At 67.2% G+C, this 19,489-nt stretch carries 22 protein-coding genes and 1 pseudogene; 2 read left to right on the top strand and 21 right to left on the bottom strand.

Features of this window, described 5'->3' with window-relative positions; translation table 11 throughout:
* Positions 1–9 precede the first annotated feature (9 nt).
* The 15 genes and pseudogenes from ACW18C_RS04955 to ACW18C_RS04885 all read right to left on the bottom strand — a co-directional run bounded on the left by ACW18C_RS04955 (position 10) and on the right by ACW18C_RS04885 (position 12,490).
* Positions 10–2,715 carry a transcriptional regulator gene (locus tag ACW18C_RS04955; protein ID WP_492073146.1) on the bottom strand — a complete coding sequence of 902 codons (2,706 nt, stop codon included), beginning with the start codon at positions 2,713–2,715 and terminating at the stop codon, positions 10–12.
* A 62-nt stretch (positions 2,716–2,777) separates the two neighbouring features.
* The gene (locus tag ACW18C_RS04950) at positions 2,778–3,695 is read right to left on the bottom strand and encodes a flagellin (RefSeq protein WP_492073144.1); all 918 of its coding nucleotides are present in this window, start codon (positions 3,693–3,695) and stop codon (positions 2,778–2,780) included.
* A 134-nt stretch (positions 3,696–3,829) separates the two neighbouring features.
* Positions 3,830–4,126, bottom strand: coding sequence for a hypothetical protein (locus tag ACW18C_RS04945; protein WP_492073142.1), 297 nt, complete (start codon positions 4,124–4,126; stop codon positions 3,830–3,832).
* Between the two features lie 87 nt (positions 4,127–4,213).
* Positions 4,214–5,011 carry a flagellin gene (locus ACW18C_RS04940; RefSeq protein ID WP_035309488.1) on the bottom strand — a complete coding sequence of 266 codons (798 nt, stop codon included), beginning with the start codon at positions 5,009–5,011 and terminating at the stop codon, positions 4,214–4,216.
* Positions 5,012–5,124: 113 nt separating this feature from the next.
* On the bottom strand, positions 5,125–5,862 hold the full coding sequence (locus ACW18C_RS04935; RefSeq protein WP_492073141.1) for a flagellin: 738 nt from the start codon (positions 5,860–5,862) through the stop codon (positions 5,125–5,127).
* A 112-nt stretch (positions 5,863–5,974) separates the two neighbouring features.
* Entirely contained in the window at positions 5,975–6,787 is an 813-nt protein-coding gene (locus tag ACW18C_RS04930) for a flagellin N-terminal helical domain-containing protein (protein ID WP_492073139.1), read from the bottom strand.
* Between the two features lie 113 nt (positions 6,788–6,900).
* Entirely contained in the window at positions 6,901–7,644 is a 744-nt protein-coding gene (locus ACW18C_RS04925) for a flagellin (RefSeq protein WP_492073137.1), read from the bottom strand.
* A 277-nt stretch (positions 7,645–7,921) separates the two neighbouring features.
* On the bottom strand, positions 7,922–8,734 hold the full coding sequence (locus ACW18C_RS04920) for a flagellin (RefSeq protein WP_492073135.1): 813 nt from the start codon (positions 8,732–8,734) through the stop codon (positions 7,922–7,924).
* A gap of 222 nt (positions 8,735–8,956) precedes the next feature.
* Positions 8,957–9,121 carry a hypothetical protein gene (locus tag ACW18C_RS04915; protein WP_008259209.1) on the bottom strand — a complete coding sequence of 55 codons (165 nt, stop codon included), beginning with the start codon at positions 9,119–9,121 and terminating at the stop codon, positions 8,957–8,959.
* Positions 9,111–9,590 (bottom strand): hypothetical protein, encoded by a 480-nt coding sequence (locus ACW18C_RS04910; RefSeq protein ID WP_492073134.1) that lies wholly within the window; start codon positions 9,588–9,590, stop codon positions 9,111–9,113. The genes ACW18C_RS04915 and ACW18C_RS04910 overlap by 11 nt, the downstream gene beginning before the upstream one ends.
* Positions 9,587–9,970: a M15 family metallopeptidase gene (locus ACW18C_RS04905; RefSeq protein ID WP_492073132.1), complete on the bottom strand. Its 384-nt coding sequence runs from the start codon at positions 9,968–9,970 to the stop codon at positions 9,587–9,589. Before ACW18C_RS04905 ends, ACW18C_RS04910 begins: the two co-directional genes overlap by 4 nt.
* The gene (locus ACW18C_RS04900; RefSeq protein WP_492073130.1) at positions 9,967–10,254 is read right to left on the bottom strand and encodes a hypothetical protein; all 288 of its coding nucleotides are present in this window, start codon (positions 10,252–10,254) and stop codon (positions 9,967–9,969) included. Before ACW18C_RS04900 ends, ACW18C_RS04905 begins: the two co-directional genes overlap by 4 nt.
* Complete coding sequence (locus tag ACW18C_RS04895; protein ID WP_154726910.1) at positions 10,251–10,406, bottom strand: hypothetical protein; 156 nt, start codon at positions 10,404–10,406, stop codon at positions 10,251–10,253. The genes ACW18C_RS04900 and ACW18C_RS04895 overlap by 4 nt, the downstream gene beginning before the upstream one ends.
* 1,202 nt (positions 10,407–11,608) lie before the next feature.
* Positions 11,609–11,830: pseudogene (locus ACW18C_RS04890) on the bottom strand (DUF2793 domain-containing protein); the annotation flags it as partial.
* A 198-nt stretch (positions 11,831–12,028) separates the two neighbouring features.
* Positions 12,029–12,490 (bottom strand): DUF4112 domain-containing protein, encoded by a 462-nt coding sequence (locus tag ACW18C_RS04885; protein ID WP_008260778.1) that lies wholly within the window; start codon positions 12,488–12,490, stop codon positions 12,029–12,031.
* Positions 12,491–12,559: 69 nt separating this feature from the next.
* Between ACW18C_RS04885 and ACW18C_RS04880 the strand changes: the two genes are divergently transcribed.
* Positions 12,560–13,513: an endonuclease/exonuclease/phosphatase family protein gene (locus tag ACW18C_RS04880; RefSeq protein WP_492073128.1), complete on the top strand. Its 954-nt coding sequence runs from the start codon at positions 12,560–12,562 to the stop codon at positions 13,511–13,513.
* On the opposite strand, the gene ACW18C_RS04875 is transcribed toward ACW18C_RS04880, so the two are convergent.
* From ACW18C_RS04875 to ACW18C_RS04850, 6 genes are all read right to left on the bottom strand, one after another.
* Positions 13,494–14,699 carry a CCA tRNA nucleotidyltransferase gene (locus ACW18C_RS04875; RefSeq protein WP_492073126.1) on the bottom strand — a complete coding sequence of 402 codons (1,206 nt, stop codon included), beginning with the start codon at positions 14,697–14,699 and terminating at the stop codon, positions 13,494–13,496. The two genes, ACW18C_RS04880 and ACW18C_RS04875, sit on opposite strands and share 20 nt — an antisense overlap.
* Positions 14,696–15,358 (bottom strand): CoA pyrophosphatase, encoded by a 663-nt coding sequence (locus ACW18C_RS04870; protein WP_492073125.1) that lies wholly within the window; start codon positions 15,356–15,358, stop codon positions 14,696–14,698. Before ACW18C_RS04870 ends, ACW18C_RS04875 begins: the two co-directional genes overlap by 4 nt.
* Positions 15,355–15,900, bottom strand: a complete 546-nt coding sequence (locus tag ACW18C_RS04865; RefSeq protein WP_492073124.1) for a DUF1285 domain-containing protein — start codon at positions 15,898–15,900, stop codon at positions 15,355–15,357. Before ACW18C_RS04865 ends, ACW18C_RS04870 begins: the two co-directional genes overlap by 4 nt.
* 50 nt (positions 15,901–15,950) lie before the next feature.
* The gene (locus ACW18C_RS04860) at positions 15,951–16,448 is read right to left on the bottom strand and encodes a GNAT family N-acetyltransferase (protein ID WP_492073123.1); all 498 of its coding nucleotides are present in this window, start codon (positions 16,446–16,448) and stop codon (positions 15,951–15,953) included.
* A gap of 76 nt (positions 16,449–16,524) precedes the next feature.
* Entirely contained in the window at positions 16,525–17,298 is a 774-nt protein-coding gene (locus tag ACW18C_RS04855) for an enoyl-CoA hydratase (protein ID WP_492073122.1), read from the bottom strand.
* Positions 17,295–18,377, bottom strand: a complete 1,083-nt coding sequence (locus ACW18C_RS04850) for an MBL fold metallo-hydrolase (protein WP_008263335.1) — start codon at positions 18,375–18,377, stop codon at positions 17,295–17,297. The genes ACW18C_RS04855 and ACW18C_RS04850 overlap by 4 nt, the downstream gene beginning before the upstream one ends.
* A gap of 123 nt (positions 18,378–18,500) precedes the next feature.
* Between ACW18C_RS04850 and ACW18C_RS04845 the strand changes: the two genes are divergently transcribed.
* A complete protein-coding gene (locus ACW18C_RS04845; protein ID WP_492073120.1) occupies positions 18,501–19,433 on the top strand; it encodes a hypothetical protein in 933 nt (310 codons plus the stop codon).
* Positions 19,434–19,489 lie beyond the last annotated feature (56 nt).

Below are 19,489 nucleotides of genomic sequence, written 5' to 3'. Positions count from 1 at the left end.
TGACGCCGATCAGACCGACAGGCGGCTCAGCGCGGCCTGGAAGTTGGCGAGTTGGGTCTGGTAGTAGGCGGTCGATGAACCTTTTCCGGTCTGGGTGTTGGTGATCGTCCCGGTCGAGGGCGCCAGCGACTTGTAGGCGGACCGGACGGCCGTCATCGCCTGGGCGATGCCCTCGTTCGCCGCCTTGATCGAGGCCGGATCGTTCAGGTTCAACAGGGTCGACAGATTCAGACCGAAGGTCTTTGGCGCATCCTTGTCCGGCTTGACGGGGCTGACGAAGCCGGGGGTCAGACCCAGGGCCGCCAGGGCGTCCTTGCCGACGGCGCCCGACGAAATGATAGCGCCTTCCCGGTTCGCCGCCGTGGATATCTGCAGCCGCTGGGTGACGGGTACGGCCTTCAGGTCCGTCACCACCTTGGCGTCCAGCTGGCGGCCCGAGGCGTTCACGATCTTCTTGGCCAGGGTCTCCAGCGTGTCCTTGGCCTCGATCGTCACGGTGACGGCCCGCCCGCCGCCTGCCGGCGAAATGCTGAACTGATCCCCGACCCGCGCGGCGGTGCCGACGGTCAGCAGCTTGGAGTCCGCCTGCATGATCTCGCCCTGCGGCAGCCCCAGCCGGTCCAGCACGCTGGAACCGCCTGCGGCGAAGCTCAGACTGGTCGGCTTGGCCTGGTCGTCAGCGGCGCGCCAGGTCTTGTTCTGCTCCACCGCGCCTGTCGCCAGGTCGATACGCGCCAGATAGCCCTGGGTCGGACTGTCCTTGGTCGCGCCCTCGGCCCGGTTCGTGCCGGTGATCCAGACCTTGCCGTTCTTGATTTCGACATCGGCGGCGGTGTCGTCGCCCGCCCCGCCGAAATAGGTCAGCCGGTCGCCGCCCGAAGCCTGAAGATCGGCCGACAGGGTGGCGACGAACACGTCCTTGCCGCCGGCGTGGGCGTTGGTCACCGTGCCGATGTCCAGCGCGGCGTTATTGGTATGGCCGGTCACGACGACCTTGCCGTTTTCCACCGATACGCCCGCGATTTCACCGCTGGCGTAGCCCAGGTCGCGGGTCGAGGCCAAGGTCGGCACACCCCCTGCATCGAGGGTGAAGCGCCGCACGATGGCCTTCCCGTTCTCAACCCCGGCCGTATAGAGGTCTGAACCGGACACGGTCATCGCCTGGACGGAATCGTCGCCGGCGCTGCCGAACTGCAAGGTGGAGGCGTTCACCCCGGTGATCGGCCCGGTCACGGTCAGGGGCTTTTCCTGGAAAGTCTGCAGATAGGAATCCCATCCGCCCAGGGCCACAGTCCCCGACATGGCCGATTTGGACCGCCCCGCCACATACACCACGCCGTCCGCGCCGAAACTGACCTCCGTCGCCTCGTCGGCGGCCTTGGCGCCTCGGCGCTGGGTCCACAGTTCCTTGCCGGAGTCATCGAAAAGCGTGACGAAACTGTCGGCGGTCGTGGGGCTGTCGCCGCTCTTGCCCGGCACCAGCGCCCCTGTGACCGAACCGGCCAGGGCCACGCGTCCATCGTCGTCGATGGCGATGGAGAAGCCGTTCGCGCTGGACGCCGCCCCCAACAGCTTGGTCTGCATCAGATTGCCGGCGGAATCATACTTCATCAGGGCGACGTCGCGCGTGCCCTTGATCGGCTGGGCTGCGTCGCCGGCCTTCAGATCGGCCACGACCCAGACCGAACCGTCCGGAGCCACCGCACTGGCTCGCACCGCCTCGACGCCCTCGGGCATCTCGGTATGCCCGACCCGGCCCTCGACCCAGAAGGGATCGTTTACGCCCTGCTGCGCGGCGGGCGCAGCGCCGCCGTCGGCCTGGAACTTCAATATCTGTCCCGCGCCGGCCTTGCCGACGCCCTGGGTCACATAGACGGCGTCGGACGTATCGACCGCCGCGAAACTGACCTTCTCGCCCGCGCTGCTCGTGACCTTCAGAGCCCATTGGTCCGGCCCGGCCGGCAGGGTGATGGTCTTGTCGCCGGACTTGATCGTCTTGGGCTCCGCGGGGATGTATTGCGTCCCGACCCGCGTCGCGACGCCGGCCGCCTCCAGCTTGCCGTTCATATAGTTGACGACATTGACCATCGAACGTTCGGTGGAGCCCATCTCGGACAGGTCCATGGCGACGGTCTGGCTTCCGGTCTCGGTCTTGGCCGTCATCGAGAACTTGACGTCGCCTTCGAACGCGGCGACCGGGCTTGTGGCGACGCCCTGGTGAAGCGGTGCGGTCGTGAAGGTCGTCGGCGCCCGCTCCAGCGCATAGCTGGTCTTGACCTTGGTCTGCGACACGCCCTGCACCAGGCGGACATCCTCGAAGTCGGCGGTCTTGAGATAGGCCGACATCTCGGCCAATCCCTCGCTGAAGCGTTTCGACACCTGTGCGGCTTCCGCAGCCGTCAATCCCTTGACGCTCGCCCGATCCGCCAGGGCGCTGAGGCTGTTCAGTCCCTGATAAAGGGCGAACATCTTGCGATAGTCGCTGGACGCGCCCGACAGGTCCAGTTCGACCGAACCTTCGTTGATGATGTTTCGTCCCGCCAGGGCCGCCCGCACCAGCTCGCTGGCCTTGGGCGCAGTCGCCGACGCGGTCGAAGCCCAGGGCGCCGTGGGCTGGGTCTTCTTTGGCTTGGCTGCAGGCGTGTTTGAGCCGATCAGCGACCCGGTGTCCGTCGTGATCCCGTAGAGACCCAGCAGATAGCTGTTGTTGATCATCTCACATGGCTCCGGCGATTACAGTGCGGCCGAGCCCGATAACGAAGTCTTAAGCCGCGGCGTCAGTTCTTAAACAGCGACAGGATCATCTGCGGCGCCTGGTTGGCGATCGACAGGGCCTGGACGCCGAGCTGTTGCTGGACCTGCAGGGCCTGGAGACGGGCGCTTTCCTTGGCCAGGTCGGCGTCGACCAGATTGCCGATGCCGGCTTCCAGCGAGTCCGAAAGCTTGCCGACATAGGTGGTGTGGCGTTCGATCTGCTTGGCCTGCGCCCCCAGTTCGGACAGCCGTGAACTGGCCACGGTGATGGCGTCGTCGATCCGCTGCAGCGCGAACTTGGCTTTTTCCTGGGTGAGCAGATCAGGGGCGGCGTTCAGCAGGGTCTCGTTTTCCGGCGTGCCGGCATTGTCGGTCCAGGCGTCGATCGCCGCAGTCGCCTTGTTCGAGTCATAGGAGTTGGCCGCCAGGCCCAGGCCGACAAGCGTCAGATTCTGACGCTTCATCGCAATGGTTTCATTGCCGTCCGCACTCGCCAGGAACGTCATGTCGGTCGTGGCGGAGCCGTCGAGAATATTGGCCCCGTCGAAAATGGCGTTGTCGGCGAAGGACTGCACCGACTTCAACAGCGCCTGGAATTCCTGGTCATAGGAGGCGCGCGTCGCGGCGGTCTGGCTAGGATCGGCTGCGGCGGTCGCCTTCTGCTTCATTTCCAGCAGAATGTCCGAGATCTGTTCGCCCGCGGCCAGAGAGACATCGGCGATCGAGGTCGCCCGGTTCAGGCTGGTCGTGACGGCTTCCAGAGACCCCTTGTCCGCGCGCTGTCCCTGGGCGACAGCCCAGACGGCGGCGTTGTCCTTGGCGCCCTGGACCTTCAGGCCCGTATTCACCCGGCTCTGCGTCGACGCCAGCTGGTCGCTGGTGCGGTTCAGATTCTGCAGGGCGATCATCGCCGAGGTATTGGTGTGGATGCTGGTGGTCATGGCTTCAAGCCCCGGACGTTCTGTTCCCTGCAGGATTAACCATGAGTCGTGAGCGTATGGTTAACGGCGAAGAAAGCATGTTTGCGCCGCCCGGCAAGCCGGCGACGTTGGGTCCGCTTGACTGAAAGACCTCGCTAGATGGAGGTCTTCAGCAGATTTCCGCCCTTGTAGTCCGGGTCCTTGGCCAGATCCTGAACCACCTCTCGCGGCAGTTTCAGCACCACCTGACCCGTAACCGGGTCGCTGATCGTATAGATGTAACGGCCGTTTTCAGCCGTCTCGATGGTCAGGCGGTAGTTGCTGGACTCGCCCTTTTCCTCGACTGCGGTCTTTGGCGACTGCGGCTTGGCTGGAGGCGAATAGGCTGCGAGGTCGGTGTTTTCGGAAGCAAAAATCTTTACCGGCGGTACGCTCGCGACATTGTCTACCATGGCTCCTCGCGCGGATGGACCGCGCCCTTCTAGGTTTGAACGAGAGCGAAGGGTCGGGACGGCGAGCGCCGTCCCGACCGATCATTCTTAGCGGAAGAGGCTCAGCAGCGTCTGGCTGGCCGAGTTGGCGATCGACAGCGCCTGCACGCCCAGCTGTTGCTTGGTTTGCAGGGCGGTCAGCTTGGCGCTTTCCTTGGCCAGGTCGGCGTCCACCAGATTGCCCACGCCGGCTTCAAGAGCGTCCTGAAGCTTGTTGACGAAGGTGATGCTGCGTCCCAGCGACTTCGACTTGGTGCCGAAATCGGACAGGACGCTGGTGAAGGCGGTGATGGCCGAGTCGACCGTGGCCACGATAGTGGCCGCGTCGCCGGCCACGGCCGCCGTCGTGGTCGCCACGGCGGTGTCCGCCCCCGCGATGGCCTTCAGCGTGTAGGAGGTCGAAGGACCCGTCTGCACGGTGATGGCGGCTGCGTTCGCCTTGTACAGATTGACGCCGTCGAAGGTGGCGCCCGCCAACGCGCTGGCGATTTCCGTGCCGATGGCGTTGTATTCCGCCAGATATGAAGTCTGGGCGGCGCCGGTGGATCCGGCGATGCTGACCGCCAGGCCCTTCTGTTCTTCTAGCGCGCTCGTGATCGTATCGCCGGCGGCCAGGGCCACGTCGACGATGGATTGACCACGCTGGATCGAGCTGCGGACCGCGTCCTGGGACGCGGCGGCGGCGCGTTGCGACGTGGCGATCGAGAAGATCGCCCCGCTGTCCTTGGCCGAAGAGACCTTCATCCCGGTGTTGATGCGGTTTTGCGTCCGCTCCAGCTCCGAGCTGGTCTTGTTCAGGTTCTGCAGCGCGATGGCTGCGCCGTAGTTCGTATTGATGCTCGCCATTTTGGCGTTCCTTCTTCACTTCGTGATGGCCGTCGTCATTTTGGCGACGGGAGCGTTTTGCTCGGGGTTCAAGACCTATGGCCCGGCCGTCGAGACGACCGGGCCTCCGGGCCTTAGCGGAAGAGGCTCAGCAGCGTCTGGCTGGCCGAGTTGGCGATCGACAGCGCCTGCACGCCCAGCTGTTGCTTGGTTTGCAGGGCGGTCAGCTTGGCGCTTTCCTTGGCCAGGTCGGCGTCCACCAGGTTGCCCACGCCGGCTTCAAGAGCGTCCTGAAGCTTGTTGACGAAGGTGATCTGGCGGCCCAGCGACTTGGACTGGGTGCCCAGAGTCGACAGAGCCGTCGTCGTCGCCGTGATTGCGGCATCGACGTTTGCGGTCGTGGCGTTGGCGGCGGTGATGCTGCCCGTATTCACGGCCGTGATCGCCGCATTGGCGCCCAGAGTGGTCAGGCTGTTGACGCCGTCGAAGGTGGCGCCCGTGATCGCCGAAGCGATTTCGGTTCCCAGGGCGTTGTATTCGGCCAGGTACGAGGTCTGCGCATTACCGGTGGATCCGGCGATGCTGACCGCAAGGCCCTTCATCTCTTCCAGAGCGGAAGTGATGGTGTCGCCGGCGGCCAGGGCCACGTCGGTGATCGACTGGGTGCGTTGCAGACCCGAGCGGACCGCGTCCTGGGACGCAGCGGTGGCCCGTTGCGACGTGGCGATCGAGAAGATCGCCCCGCTGTCCTTGGCCGAAGAGACCTTCATGCCGGTGTTGATGCGGTTTTGCGTCCGCTCCAGCTCCGAGTTGGTCTTGTTCAGGTTCTGCAGCGCGATGGCCGCGCCGTAGTTCGTATTGATGCTCGCCATTTTGGCGTTCCTTCTTCACTTCGTGATGGCCGGCGCCGTTTTGGCGACGGGAGCGTTTTGCTCAGGGTTCAGACCTATGGCCCGGCCGTCGAGACGACCGGGCCTCCGGGCCTTAGCGGAAGAGGCTCAGCAGCGTCTGGCTGGCCGAGTTGGCGATCGACAGCGCCTGCACGCCCAGCTGTTGCTTGGTTTGCAGGGCGGTCAGCTTGGCGCTTTCCTTGGCCAGGTCGGCGTCCACCAGATTGCCCACACCGGCTTCAATCGAATCCTGAAGCTTGTTGGTGAAGCTGATGCTGCGACCCAGCGACTTGGACTGGGTGCCCAGGGTCGAAAGGGCGCTGGTGACAGCCGTGACGACCAGATCGACGTTGGCGGTCGTGAAGTCGGCGACAGCCGGCGCCGCCGCCGTAAACTTGGCCAGATCGGTATTGGCGCTGAGAGCGGCGGCCGTACCCAGAACCTTGGTGTCGGTCGCGCCCGTGCCGGTGCGGACCGTGGTGGTCGCGCCGGAGGCGGTGGTCAGCAGGTTGACGCCGTCGAAGCTCGCACCGTCCAGAGCGGACTTGATTTCCACACCCAGAGCCTTGAACTCATCCTCGTAAGACGTCTTTGCCGCGCCGGTGGATCCGGCGATGCTGACCGCGAGGCCTTTCATCTCTTCCAGAGCGGAAGTGATGGTGTCGCCGGCGGCCAGGGCCACATCGACGATCGATTGACCGCGCTGCATCGAACTGCGGACCGCATCCTGAGCGGAGGCGTTGGCCCGCTGTCCGGTGGCGATCGAGAAGATCGCTCCACTGTCCTTGGCCGTAGAGACCTTCATGCCGGTGTTGATGCGGTTTTGCGTCCGCTCCAGCTCCGAGTTGGTCTTGTTCAGGTTTTGCAGCGCGATAGACGCGCCGTAGTTCGTATTGATGCTCGCCATTTTGGCGTTCCTTCTTCACTTCGTGATGGCCATCGCCGTTTTGGCGACGGGAGCGTTTTGCTCGGGGTTCAAGACCTATGGCCCGGCCGTCGAGACGACCGGGCCTCCGGGCCTTAGCGGAAGAGGCTCAGCAGCGTCTGGCTGGCCGAGTTGGCGATCGACAGCGCCTGCACGCCCAGCTGTTGCTTGGTTTGCAGGGCGGTCAGCTTGGCGCTTTCCTTGGCCAGGTCGGCGTCCACCAGATTGCCCACGCCGGCTTCAAGCGCGTCCTGATACTTGTTGACGAAGGTGATCTGGCGGCCCAGCGACTTGGACTGGGTGCCCAGGGTCGACAGGGCGTCGGTCACGGTGGTGATGGCCGTGTCCACGGCCGCAGTCGTCGCAGCAGCGCGCGCCTTGCCGCCGCCCGCAACGGCGGTGACGCCGGCGACGCCCAGAGGCGTCGTCAGGCTGTTGACGCCGTCGAACGAGGCGCCGGAGATCGCAGAGGTGATTTCCAGGCTCAGAGCGTTGTATTCCGCCAGATAAGAGGTCTCGGCGTTGGAACCGGCTGTCGAGGCCTGGATGCTGACCGCCAGACCCTTCATCTCTTCCAACGCGGTCGTGATCGTGTCGCCGGCGGCCAGCGCCACGTCGGTGATCGACTGGGAGCGTTGCAGACCCGAGCGGACCGCATCCTGGGACGCAGCGGTGGCGCGTTGAGCCGTGGCGATCGAGAAGATCGCGCCGCTGTCCTTGGCCGAAGAGACCTTCATGCCGGTGTTGATGCGGTTTTGCGTCCGCTCCAGCTCCGAGTTGGTCTTGTTCAGGTTTTGCAGCGCGATAGACGCGCCGTAGTTCGTATTGATGCTCGCCATTTTGGCGTTCCTTTCACTTCGTGAGATCCAACGCCATTTTGGCGAAGGGAGCTTTTTGCTCGGTGGGTAAGAAGCAATTGCCGGGCCAGAGGCGACGGCGAAATATCATCGTAACCTATTGAAAAGTCGCGTTTACTATTGATTTACCCTCCCTGGATGCCCGGCAATATTTGCCCACTACAGCCCGCGCTTCGGCAAATCTTGCCGAGCAGAGCCTAAAGAGGTGGAGCGGCCGGCGGCCGACCGCGCCCAGAAAGAGACGCGCCTGAAGGCCGCCCTAGTTCCGGAAGAGGCTCAGCAGCGTCTGGCTGGCCGAGTTGGCGATCGACAGCGCCTGCACGCCCAGCTGTTGCTTGGTTTGCAGGGCGGTCAGCTTGGCGCTTTCCTTGGCCAGGTCGGCGTCCACCAGGTTGCCGATGCCGTTCTCGGTAGCGTCCTGCAGCTTGTTGACGAAGGTGACCTGACGGCCGACCGACTTGGACTGGGTGCCCAGCGTCGACAGGGCGCCGGTAATTTTGGTGATGGCCGCATCGACGACCGCCGTCGTCGCGGCTGCTGCGGTGATGGTCTGGCTGGTGATGGTGGTGATGTCGGTGTCCGCCGCCATGCCGCCGGCGACCGTGAAGCCGATGGCGGTGGTGCCGCCGCTGACGTCCTTGATCAGGTTCGTCGCGGTCGCGCCGGTCCACAGATTGACGCCGTCGAAGGTCGCGCCGGCCAGGGACGAGGTGATTTCAGCGCCCAGCGCGCGGAATTCGGTCAGGTAGGAGTTCTGGGCCGCGCCGGTGGAAGCGGCCAGGCTGACGGCCAAACCCTTCATCTCTTCCAGGGCGGCGGTCACGGTGTCGCCCGAGGCCAGGGCCACGTCGACGATGGATTGGCCGCGTTGCAGCGATGCACGCACGGATTCCATGGCGCCCATGTTGGCGCGTTGGCCGGTCGCGATGGAGTAGATCGCGCCGCTGTCCTTGGCGGAGGAGACCTTCATGCCGGTGTTGACGCGATTTTGCGTCATTTCCAGCTGAGCGTTGGTCTTGTTCAGGTTCTGGAGCGCAATTGCTGCGCCGTAATTCGTATTGATGCTCGCCATTTTGGCTGCCCTCTTCACTTCTGTGCATGTACGACGCCGTTTTGGCGTCGGGAGCATTTTGCTCCGCCCTCCTAAGAGCAAAGGCGGGGCCAGGCTGGCACGGCGAGAAAACCGAGATGAACTGCTGATTTTGTTGAATTTTTCAAAGTCAGCCGCACGCTGACCCGGCATTTTCCGTCGCATGGCGGCAGAAGTTGCCGAGTCGTTTTTGCCGCTTTGCGGTCAGGGTCGCTCTTTCGCCGCCTCCGAGATCCGGGCGTCCTGCATGGCCCGCTCCGCCAGCAGGGTCTCGACCGCCAACCGCCTCGCCCCATCGCAGGCCAGGATCTGGGCGCCGCGCTGCACATAGGCGGCGTCTAGGTCCGCGGCTGTGGGTTCAGCCGGCAAAACCGCCAGGGCGCACGGCCGCGTCGCCGCCTCGGGCAGGCTGAGCCGCACCGGGGCAACCGTCGAGGTCGGGCGCGAGCCCGCACAGCTCGCGGTCATGAGCGCGCAGACGGTCGGCGCGGCGGCTTTCCAGAGGGATTTCGGCGTCATCGGCGTTCCTGGCCTGTGCGACGGCGGTCGCGGTCGCGCGCGCCGCCGCCGTCTGCTGCTGTTGAAAATCATCGAGACGACGCAACTGTTCGCCCGCCCCCTCTGCCTCGAGACGACGCGCCGCCGCCTGGGCCCGGGCGTCACGTTCGCCGGACGCGGCCCGCGCCTCGGCCGCCGCCAACCGGCGCTGCTGCAGGTTCAGCGGGTCCCAGCGGAAACCGAGACCGCCCAGAAGCGCCGCCGCCAACCCCGCCACGACACCCGCGACGGCGAGCCAGCCGAGCGGCGTCAGCGCCTTCAGGATGGACACGACCCTCATGGGAAGATCCTTCGGTCCAGTTCGAAATGCGGGCCGTCGCGCAGGCTCTTCCAGTCGCCGCCCCAGACGATGGGGGTCTTCAGCTCCACAGCCGCCGCCTTGAAGGCTGAGGCGATGCGTCCGTACAGCGGCCAGTCCCAACGGACCTGTCCGTCGACCAGGGCCGCCACATCGACGGCGTGGCCGCTCAGATGGCGAGACCTCAAGGTCCGGCTGGCTCCGGCCTGGACCAGAGCCGCCTGCCGTTCAGGCGATCGCAGCCCCTCCGTGATCATGAAATCAACGGGGCTGCGTGCGACCGCCGCCTCGACCACAGCCACCAGGGCTGGATGCACCCCCTTCAATCGCGCCCTTGAGCGAACGGACAACGGGCCGCTCATGGCCGGCCTCCCGTCAACCGCACCCGCGCATTGGCGATGAGCGCCACCAGTTGCTCAGCCGTGGGCGCAACCAGATACAGAACCAGGATCAAGGCCAGCAGCCCCATCAGCCCATCGGTCATCTTGGGCAGCATCTCGGCCGGCATCCGCGCCACCGTCCGCATCAACAGCAGCCACAGGCCGACGCTGACGGCGAAGGCGTACAGCCTGCGCCACAGCCAGCGTCCCTCGGCCAGGGTTCCGTTCGGGGGCTGGATCGGATCCGGGGTCGTCGATCTCGTCATTCCTCGTCCTCCTTGTCGAAGATTTCGGTCGCGCACCGGCCGTCAAAGCCGGTCTGGGCGCGCCAGGCCGTGTCATTCAGTCTGTCGGGTGCGTCCCAGACTTCGGGCTCCAGCACCTCCACAGGCTCAGGTCGGTTCAGCCGCCGGCTCATCCGACGGCCGTGAGTCGAACCACGCCTCCCCCGCCTGCACCGCCGGCGCCCGACAGGGTCAGGCCCGCCCCCCCGCCTCCGCCGCCCGCGCCGAACAGGCCGCCCGCGCCACCCGCTGTTCCCGCACCGACGGCGGAAGCGCCGCCCCCGCCGCCCCCGCCGCCGACCCAGGCCAGGTTTGGCGCCGACGACGCCTGCCCCGCCGCACCAGCCGCGCCGCCCGGCGCCTGACGGACCGCCCAGCCGCCTGCGCCGCCCGGGCCGCCAGACCGCGCTGTATTGGCTGTGGTCAACCCGCCGCCGCCGCCTCCCCCGCCAGGACCGTCGGGACAGGCGGTCTCGCCGCCGACGAAGGCCGTCGCCGTGATCGAACCGCCGCCACCGGCGTTTCCCGTCCGCAGGCCCTGACCGCCGGCGCCTCCCGCGCTCGCCGACGCCGTTCCGCCGAGGCCGCCCGCCCCGCCTCCGGCCCGCAGCAACAGGGTTCCGCCCAGGCTCACCGCGCTCTGCCCGCCCGCGCCGCCCAAGGCGCCCGCGCCTGCCCCGGCCGTCCCCGCTGCACCGCCGGCTCCGACCCCGACAACCAGGGTTTCGTTCAAGTCGGCGGCCGCCCAACAGGCCTCGCTCAGTCCGCCCGCGCCGCCGCCGCCGCCGCCGAAGCGCGCGGTTCCCGACGCCCCCGCCATGCCCGATCCGCCGCCGCCGCCCCCGCCGACGCAGACCGCCTCGATCCACCGCGCCCAGGACGGCGGTTCATAGGCGCCGTCGGTGGTGAAGACTGTCGTCTCCCGCCGCGTCGCGCCCTTGTCGAATGCGATCCGCCCTGTTGCGCGATCCACCCCGAAGGCCCGGAGCCAGGTCGATCCGTCCGGACTCACCTTCAGGCTCAGGTTCTCGTCGCCTGCCAGGCCCAGTTCCGCCCGGCCGCCGTAGCCGCTCTGGAACAGCAGCGACAGGACATCCCCCGCCGCCTCCTTGTTCAGGGTCAGACGCAGGTCTCCGTCGCCGCCCTCGGCCGCGCCGCGTGCAGTGAACAGGGCGGTGTTGGTCTTGACCGCCAGCGGATTGGCGGCGTCGGCGGTCGTGCCGAGACCCAACCGCGACAGCCCCTGCACTTCGCCCAGCCGATGTCCCAACGGGCTCCAGCCCTCTTCACTCCGCACCACCAGGACGGCCGTATCCAGCACCAGAGCGATCATCCCCACCGGCGCGGCCACAACGCTCCAGCCGCCGCTCTCGAACCGCATCAGGGCGCCGACGGGCCGGCCGCTCCACGCCGTCCCTGCGGCGCCTGGCGGCAGAATGTAGAGATCGCCGTCGAACGGCGCGGCCGGCTGGGTCGTCAGGGTCCGGCTGACCACCGCCGTCTGCAACAGGGCGTCCAGGCGCGTCAGGGCCGCGTTCAGGGTCACATGCTTCTGCATCTGACCGGCTGCGAGATAAGGCAGGGCTAGCCGCGCGGTGAAATCGTCGCTCATCAGGATCTCCGTTGTTGTCGGAGATCAGTCTGCAGGCGCGGTCAGATCAGGCGGGTTGAACGGCGAATTTGTCATTCAACCCACGGTATAAGTTGAAGAAAATCGCCAAAATTAGGTGATCAGGGCGCCGCTGACGCCCGTAATTCAGTCGTGCAGATAGACGATGCGGCGCAGCTTCTTGTCGTTTCGCACCGTCTCCAGGTGGCGCTCGTGGTCGCCGCTGGCCCTGGCGTTGGCTTCGGAATCCTCGACCCAGTGGCTGGTCTCGATATCCTTCTGCAGCGCCTTGGCCGCCAACAACTGACCGGGGAAGAAGGTGTCGACCACGTCGCCGGCGATCGGCACCGTGCCCGTCGCCGTATCCACCGCCATATAGGCCGCCATCCGCGCCAGGGTCGCCGGCGACGCCTTGGCGCGTACCGCCTGCATCACCAGCCAGGCCCCGGTTCCGACCGTATAGACCGTACCCACCACCGGGACCCAGGTCAGCAGTCCGTCCATGCCGATGCCGAACGGTCCTATGCCGATGACCCGGTCCGACAGCTTCTTGATCCCCTCGACATTGGACCAGATCTTCTCGATATCCGTGATGGACCGTCTGGCCATGTCGCGCCTCTCCAAGCGTCGCCCTAACGCGGCATAGCCGACACCGTTCACCAAGAAAGGCAATATGCCATGTCCCTGCTGAAGCCGGCGAGCAATGCGGCGGCCAGCCTCGTTCTGATCGGGCTGTCGGGCTTCGGCGTGGCTGGTCTCAGCGGGATCGGCCATCGATGGGTGGACATCCTGGCCCAGTTCACCGCCCCCGTGCTGCTGGCTGCGACGGTGCTGACCCTGGCCTGCCTGGTCCTGCGTCTGTGGCCGGCCTTCGTCGTAGGCGTGCTGGCCGGCCTTGTCCTGCTGGCCGCTGTCTGGCCCCAGTGGATGACGCCCCTTGGCCGTCCTCAACCCGACCAGCCGATAATCCGCCTGTACTCAGCCAATCTCTGGGTGGACAACACCGACGTCGCCGCGATCCGACGATCCATCGTCGACGCCGACGCCGACATCGTCGTTCTGGTCGAGGTCGGAGATGCGCCGGCGGACCGGCTCGACGAGGTTCTGGCCGGCTATCCCAATCGGGCGGTCATGGGCCGCATCGAAGACCCCAGCGGCCGGGCCCTGTCGATCGTCGCCTCGCGCTATCCGATCCAGGGCAAGCTGCCGTCGTTTCGCGACGATCTGGCGGCGATAGGCGCCGTCGTCGAAACGCCGGTCGGGGCCGTCAACGTCTTCGGCGTCCACCTGACCCGCCCCTGGCCGTACCAGTATCAATGGGGCCAGATAAACCAGGTCATGGCCCTGACCGCACGACGGGAAAAGGCGGCGCCTCATCCGACCATCGTCGCCGGCGATTTCAACAGCGTGTCCAGCGCCCGGATCGGCCGTCAGATCCAGTCCGACATGAACCTGTTGCCCGCGCCCGGCTTCCCCGGCACCTGGCCGAGCCGCCTGCCCGCCTTCGCCGGCATCACCATCGATCAGGTCTATCGTTCGCCGGACCTGGCCTTGATCAGCCGCCGTATCGGCGAACCGACCGGGTCGGACCACTATCCCGTCGTCACCGAATTCACGCGGGCGACGCCATAGCGGCCTTCAGCCGCGCCTCGTGACCGTCCGAGGGAAAATCGTCGGCGATCCAGCCCGTCTCGAAGGCGTTCAGAACACGGCCCGTCTCCGGGCCCGGCTTCAGGCCCAGCCGCGCCAGGTCCCGCCCGCCGACCGGCATTTTCGGCGGCGTCCACTCGGCCGCCAGCCGTCGCAAGGCCGCGCCGTCTCCGCCCGCCGCCTCGGCCCGTGTCAGCCGATCCTCGAAGGCGTCGCGTCCCAGCCGATAGATCGCCGCCCGCGCCTCGGCATCGGTCATGCCGGGAGCCACGGCTGGACCCTCCGCGACCGCCGCCGCCAGCCGGTCCCGCATCCCGTTCGACAGCCGCAGGCTCCCCGCGATCTTCGCAACTGCAACCGCATCCGCCGGCAACAGGGCCGACAGACGCAGCACCGGATCGCCCGTCAGTCCGCACATCGCCTCGAACAGGTTCAGCGGCTGCGCCTCGGGCAAGATCTGCCCCAGAACGCCCGTCTCGGCCATCGCCCGCACCGTGGATCGCGGATCGCGCGCCGCCAGCAGTTTCAGCAATTCCTTGGACACCCGTTCGGCCGACAGTTGCGCCATCCCGACCTTCAGCGCCGCGCAGGCCGCGAGCCCGGTCGCATCGGGCTGGCCCCGCCCGTACCAGGCCTGGAACCGGAAGAACCGCAGGATGCGCAGATAGTCCTCGCGGATCCGCGTCTCGGCCTCGCCGACAAAGACGATCCGCCCCTCGGCCGCGTCCGCCAGGCCGCCGCCAGTCGGGTCGAACACCGTGCCGGCCGCATCGGCGTACAGGGCGTTCAGGCGGAAGTCCCGCCGCGCCGCATCCTCGCCCCAGTCCTCGGTGAAGGCCACGACCGCGCGCCGTCCGTCGGTCTCCACGTCCCGGCGCAGGGTGGTGATCTCATAGGGTTTGCGCTCGGACACCCCGGTGACCGTGCCATGCTCCAACCCCGTGGGCACGGCCTTCAGCCCCGCGGCCTGCAAGGCCGCCATGGTCTCTTCGGGCCTCAGCCGGGTGGCGATGTCGATGTCGTCCACCGGCTGGCCCAGCAGACTGTTGCGGACGCAGCCGCCGACAAACCGGGCGCAGTCGGGGCCTCCCGCCGCCTGCAAGGCCGCCATGACCGCCTGGGTGGCCTGGGCCTCCAGCCAAGGCTGGCCCTGCATGGACACGGTCATGCCGCATCCTCCTCGGCCGCAAGCTCGGGCGCCGGCTCGTCTCCGTACAGGCGGACGTGCAGCGCCTTCAGGATGCCGGCTGTCACACCCCAGATATAGCGTTCGCCCCATGGCATGGCCCAAAACCAGCGCCGCAGCCCCTCGTCCATGTCGTAGAAGTCCTGCCGGTGGTTGGCGGCGTCCATCAGGAAGTCCCACGGCGTCTCGAACACCTCGGCCACTTCGGCCGGCGCCGGCGTCGTGACCGGCGCCTCGTGCAGCCAGCCGATCACGGGCGTGACCAGAAACCCGGTGCCGGTCTCATAGGCGTCGGACAGGCCCAGCACCTCGACCTTCGCCGGGTTCAGGGCCACCTCCTCGTCCGCCTCGCGCAGCGCCGCCTGGACCGCGTTTTCGCCGGGATCCAGCCGTCCGCCTGGAAAAGCGATCTGCCCCGTATGCCGCACCAGGGTGTCCGCCCGCCGCGTCAGCAGCACCGTCGCCCCCTCGGGCCGCGCCACCACCGGGATCAGCACCGCCGCCGGCCGCAACTCCCGCATCGGCCGCGCCGCCTTGGGGTTCAGGTCGAAGTCGGACCGCGCCGCCAGCCCTTCCGGACGCCAGGCTTCGACCGGGTCCAGCCGCTGGACCAGCCGGTTCCTCAAGGTCGCCAGGGTCACGCCACAGCCCCCAGGGAAAACGCTCGCCCGCCGGACCGCACCACTAGCCGACCGTCGACCTCCTCGGCCATCTCGACCAGTTCGTAAAACACGGAGCGCGTGATCCGCGCCCACAGGTCGCGCCGCACATGCACGCGCGGCGCCGGCTCGCCCGTCTCCGGATCGGTCTCCACCACAATCGCGTCGGTCTCGCCCGCCCGCACCTCGTCGCCGACGTCGGTGGTGAAGATCAGGTCGTCGCCCTCGCGCCCGACCGACACGGCCCGGAACGGCAGATCCTCGACCGTGATCTTCAGCTTCTCGACCGGCGTGACCAGATGATAGCCGTCCGGATCCTTGCGCAGCACGGTCGAGAACAGCCGCACCAGCGCCTCGCGGCCGATGGGCGATCCCTCGTGCATCCAGACGCCGTCGTGTCGGATGACGATGTCGATCTCGCCGCAGTGTTCGGGGTTCCACAGGTGGACCGGCGGCAGGCCCCGCCCGGGCGCCTGTTTCGCCGCCTCGACGATCGCTTTCAGTCCCGGCTTCTGGTCATCCATGTGCGTCATATCGGACCATGACTTAGGCCCCGCCAAGGCCCCGCGAAAGATCAGCCGATGCGAACAGGCCCGGAGACGGTCTCGACGCCCGTCGCCAGCCACAGCACTCGACGACGATCCACCGGCCCCGGCATCTCGGCTTCGGGCGCGCCGACGAAGCCGAAACGTTCGAAATAGGCCCGGTCGCCGACCAGCAGCACCCCGCCGACCGCCAGGGTCCGCGCTTGGTCTAAACAGGCCTGCACTAGTTCGGCGCCCAGGCCGTCGCTGCGACTGGCGGCGTCCACGGCGATGGGTCCCAGGAACAGACCCGGCGTCTGACCGATCAGGACCGGCCACAGCCGTACCGAACCGACGATGCAGCCGTCCCGGCGCGCGACGAATCCGGCCGCTGGGCGCGAACCCTCGCGCAGTCGCTCCGCCGTCTTGGCGAAACGACCCGGCCCGAAGGCGACCAGAACCAGGGCCTCCACGCCGTCGGCGTCGGCCGGGATCTCGGCGTCGATACGGCCGGCGACAGCGGCCGTCTGGGCAAGGGCGTGCGACATGGGCGCTCCAGAAAGAGGCGCGCGCACCTAGAACCAAAGCTGCGCCAAATCAAGGCGCAGTCTTGTGACGCTGGCGTCAGCCCAGCTTGGAAAAGTCCGGTGCCCGCTTCTTGGTGAAGGCCATGAAGGCCTCCATGGCCTCCGGGCTCTTCATCTGCGAACCGAAGGCCTCGCCCTCGCGCTGCATCAGGGCCCACAGACCCTCGGCGTCGCGCATCAGCCGTTTGGTCTTGCGCAGGGAGTTGGGCGCGCGCGCCGCGACACGGGCCGCCAGGTCCGCCGCCGTCGCCTCGACCTGATCGGCCGGAACCGCCCGGTTCGCCAGGCCCCAGGCCACGGCCGTCTTGCCGTCCAAGGGCTCGCCCAGGGCGAACATCTCGAACGCCCGCTGATGACCGATCACGGCCGGCAGCAACAGGCTGGACGCCGCCTCGGGCGCCAGGGCCAGATTGACGAAGGGCACGGACAGCAGGGCGTCCTCGGCCACCACCACCAGATCGCAATGCAGCAGCATGGTCAGGCCGATGCCGACCGCCCGCCCCTTCACCGCCGCCACCAGCGGCTTGTCGAGATCGGCCAGCGCCTTCAGGAAGCGGAACACCGACATGTCGAACGGCTTTTCGGTCTGCGACCCGATGGCGATGAAATCGCCGATGTCGTTGCCGGCCGAGAAGCTGTCGCCCTCGGCGCGCAGCAGCAGCACCCGCACCGTATCGTCGGTCCGCGCCTGTTCGACGGCTTCGGACAGGGCCGAATACATGGCCTGGGTGATGGCGTTCTTCTTGTCGGCCCGGTCCAGCGTCAGGGTCAGGACGCCGTCGGCCAGTTGGGTGCGGATATGTTCGCTCACGTCGTTTCCTCGTCCCATTTGACGGCTGTCCACCAGTCGACGCCGTTCTCGTCGCGCGTCCGCTCGGCGCGGCCGCGCTTTTCCAGATAGTTCAGGTGCGCCTGGGCCTCGCCCGTGGCCATGCCCAGCACCCCGTCTCCGACCGCCCGACCGAACACGGCCGGGAAGCCGTCGATCACCCTAGACGGTTGACGCAACGTCCGCTCAAGCCGTTTCAGCGCGACTTCATGCCCGCGTTTCAGCGCGTCCAGCCTGGCGTGAACGCCGTGGAAGGGTTCGCCGTGCGCCGGCAGAACGAATGCGCCCTCGGGCAACAGGTCCCGCAGCTTCTCCAGGGAGTCCATCCAGTCGCCCAAAGGATCGGCTTCAGGCTCGGTCGGCCAGACCGAGATATTGGATGAAATCCGGGGCAGGATCTGGTCTCCGGCGATGAAGACATCATCCGAGCGCCGCCACAGGCAGACATGTTCGGGACTGTGGCCGGATCCGACCACCACGGTCCAGTCGTCCCCGTCGATCTGGATCACATCCTCATCCGACAGCCGCAGATAGCTGCGCGGCATCGGCGACACCCCCTTGGCGAAACCGCCGTAGTCCGCGCGCCAGCGATCGATTTGAGCCTCGCTCCAGCCCGCAGCGCGATAATAGCGTTCACCGTCTTCGGGCGCGTCGCCGCCCTCGGCCATCAACATCCGGGCGGTGACATATTCCAGCCGCGACATCAGCAGGGGCGCGCCGCTGCGCGCGCACAGCCAACCCGCCAGGCCGATATGGTCGGGGTGCATGTGGGTGCAGATCAGCCGGTGGATCGAGCGCGCTTCCAAAGGTCCGGCCAGCGCCGCCTCCCACGCCGCCACGGCGTCCGGCGTCCGCAGTCCCGTATCAACGACCGTCCAGCCGTCGCCGTCCCGCAGGACATAGACGTTCACATGGTTCAGTTGAAACGGCAGGGCGAACCGCAACCAGAACACCCCGCGCGCGACCTCGACCGCCACGCCGGGCGCGGGCGCATCGGGCATGGGATAGGTCAGGCCTCGCGCCTCCATCCCCTGGTTCAGGGCCGCTGCATCGTCCGCCAAGTGCGTCTCCAATAAAAACGATCAAACCTTAGTCAGGTCTTGCCCACGCCGTCCACAGCCGCCTTGACCCCGCCCGATTAGACCGCCACGAAGCCTTCAGCCGTTCCCAACCGAAGGTGTTCCATGAAAGCCCGCATCGCCGCCGCCCTCGCGGCGCTCCTGTTCAGCGCCATATCGGTCGCTCCCGCCTTCGCGCAACAGCAGCGCGGCCCCGAAAACCAGCCCGCCACGGTTGAAGGCGGCTCGCGCGCCTCGGCCTCTCGTCAACGCCGCGAACGCCGCCCCGCCGCCCCGACGGCCGAGCAGATCCAGGCTGCCGCCCAGGAGCAGGCCACCCTGGCCAACACCGGATGCCAGGTCAGCGAATCCAAGCTTCTCGGCCAGACGACCGCCAACACCACAGTTTATGAAGTCGCCTGCGCCGCCGGCCCGGGCTTCATCATCGAAGCCAAGACCCCGCCCGAGGCGGCCAGCTGCATCCTGCTGGCCCATTCGGCCGAAACCCTGCGTGCGCGTGACCCGGCCGCCGACCCTGGTCCCCAGTGCACGATCGCCGCTAACACCGACACGCAGAGATTCCTGCGCGAATACGCCGTCCAGGCAGGCGTCGCCTGCACGGTCGACGAGGTCAAGGTGCTGGGCAAGGCCAACGACGGCGGCGTCATGTACGAAGCCGGCTGCTCCGACGGCGCGGGCTTCTGGCTCAAGCAACTGAACAATACCTGGACCAAGACCCCCTGCATCCAGGTGCTGGCCGAAAATGGAACCTGCGCCTTCACCACCTCGGCCGAGAACGCCGCCCTTGTGAAATCCTATTTCGCGGGTTCGGACGCCGCCTCCTGCGACGTGACCGAAGCCCGTCTGATGGGCCGCAACGCCAACGGCGTCTTCTATGAAGCCAAATGCGCCGCCGGCGACGGCCTCATCGCCCGTCTGAACACTGAGAATGTCGTGCAACAGGTCTATCCTTGCGCCACCGCCCAGCAGATCGGCGGCGGCTGCAAGCTGACCACCGCGCCCGCCGCCGCTCCGGCGCCGGCCGGCGGCCGTCCCTAAGCGACCATCGCAGAACCTACAAAGGGCCGTCGGAGCGATCCGGCGGCCCTTTTGTT

The sequence above is a fragment of the Brevundimonas sp. FV1ye7S genome, assembly GCF_058680995.1.
This window is presented reverse-complemented; position numbering and strand designations above follow the sequence as displayed.

What these genes read in the sequence shown, in the direction of transcription:
- ACW18C_RS04900 (WP_492073130.1), bottom strand. Translation starts at nt 10,254, where the DNA reads ATGACGAGATCGACGACCCCGGATCCGATCCAGCCCCCGAACGGAACC.
- ACW18C_RS04945 (WP_492073142.1), bottom strand. Translation starts at nt 4,126, where the DNA reads ATGGTAGACAATGTCGCGAGCGTACCGCCGGTAAAGATTTTTGCTTCC.
- ACW18C_RS04925 (WP_492073137.1), bottom strand. Translation starts at nt 7,644, where the DNA reads ATGGCGAGCATCAATACGAACTACGGCGCGTCTATCGCGCTGCAAAAC.
- ACW18C_RS04955 (WP_492073146.1), bottom strand. Translation starts at nt 2,715, where the DNA reads ATGATCAACAACAGCTATCTGCTGGGTCTCTACGGGATCACGACGGAC.
- ACW18C_RS04875 (WP_492073126.1), bottom strand. Translation starts at nt 14,699, where the DNA reads ATGACCGTGTCCATGCAGGGCCAGCCTTGGCTGGAGGCCCAGGCCACC.
- ACW18C_RS04885 (WP_008260778.1), bottom strand. Translation starts at nt 12,490, where the DNA reads ATGGCCAGACGGTCCATCACGGATATCGAGAAGATCTGGTCCAATGTC.
- ACW18C_RS04865 (WP_492073124.1), bottom strand. Translation starts at nt 15,900, where the DNA reads ATGGATGACCAGAAGCCGGGACTGAAAGCGATCGTCGAGGCGGCGAAA.
- ACW18C_RS04940 (WP_035309488.1), bottom strand. Translation starts at nt 5,011, where the DNA reads ATGGCGAGCATCAATACGAACTACGGCGCAGCCATCGCGCTGCAGAAC.
- ACW18C_RS04845 (WP_492073120.1), top strand. Translation starts at nt 18,501, where the DNA reads ATGAAAGCCCGCATCGCCGCCGCCCTCGCGGCGCTCCTGTTCAGCGCC.
- ACW18C_RS04930 (WP_492073139.1), bottom strand. Translation starts at nt 6,787, where the DNA reads ATGGCGAGCATCAATACGAACTACGGCGCGTCTATCGCGCTGCAAAAC.
- ACW18C_RS04860 (WP_492073123.1), bottom strand. Translation starts at nt 16,448, where the DNA reads ATGTCGCACGCCCTTGCCCAGACGGCCGCTGTCGCCGGCCGTATCGAC.
- ACW18C_RS04880 (WP_492073128.1), top strand. Translation starts at nt 12,560, where the DNA reads ATGTCCCTGCTGAAGCCGGCGAGCAATGCGGCGGCCAGCCTCGTTCTG.
- ACW18C_RS04920 (WP_492073135.1), bottom strand. Translation starts at nt 8,734, where the DNA reads ATGGCGAGCATCAATACGAATTACGGCGCAGCAATTGCGCTCCAGAAC.
- ACW18C_RS04895 (WP_154726910.1), bottom strand. Translation starts at nt 10,406, where the DNA reads ATGAGCCGGCGGCTGAACCGACCTGAGCCTGTGGAGGTGCTGGAGCCC.
- ACW18C_RS04910 (WP_492073134.1), bottom strand. Translation starts at nt 9,590, where the DNA reads ATGAGGGTCGTGTCCATCCTGAAGGCGCTGACGCCGCTCGGCTGGCTC.
- ACW18C_RS04950 (WP_492073144.1), bottom strand. Translation starts at nt 3,695, where the DNA reads ATGACCACCAGCATCCACACCAATACCTCGGCGATGATCGCCCTGCAG.
- ACW18C_RS04905 (WP_492073132.1), bottom strand. Translation starts at nt 9,970, where the DNA reads ATGAGCGGCCCGTTGTCCGTTCGCTCAAGGGCGCGATTGAAGGGGGTG.
- ACW18C_RS04935 (WP_492073141.1), bottom strand. Translation starts at nt 5,862, where the DNA reads ATGGCGAGCATCAATACGAACTACGGCGCGGCCATCGCGCTGCAGAAC.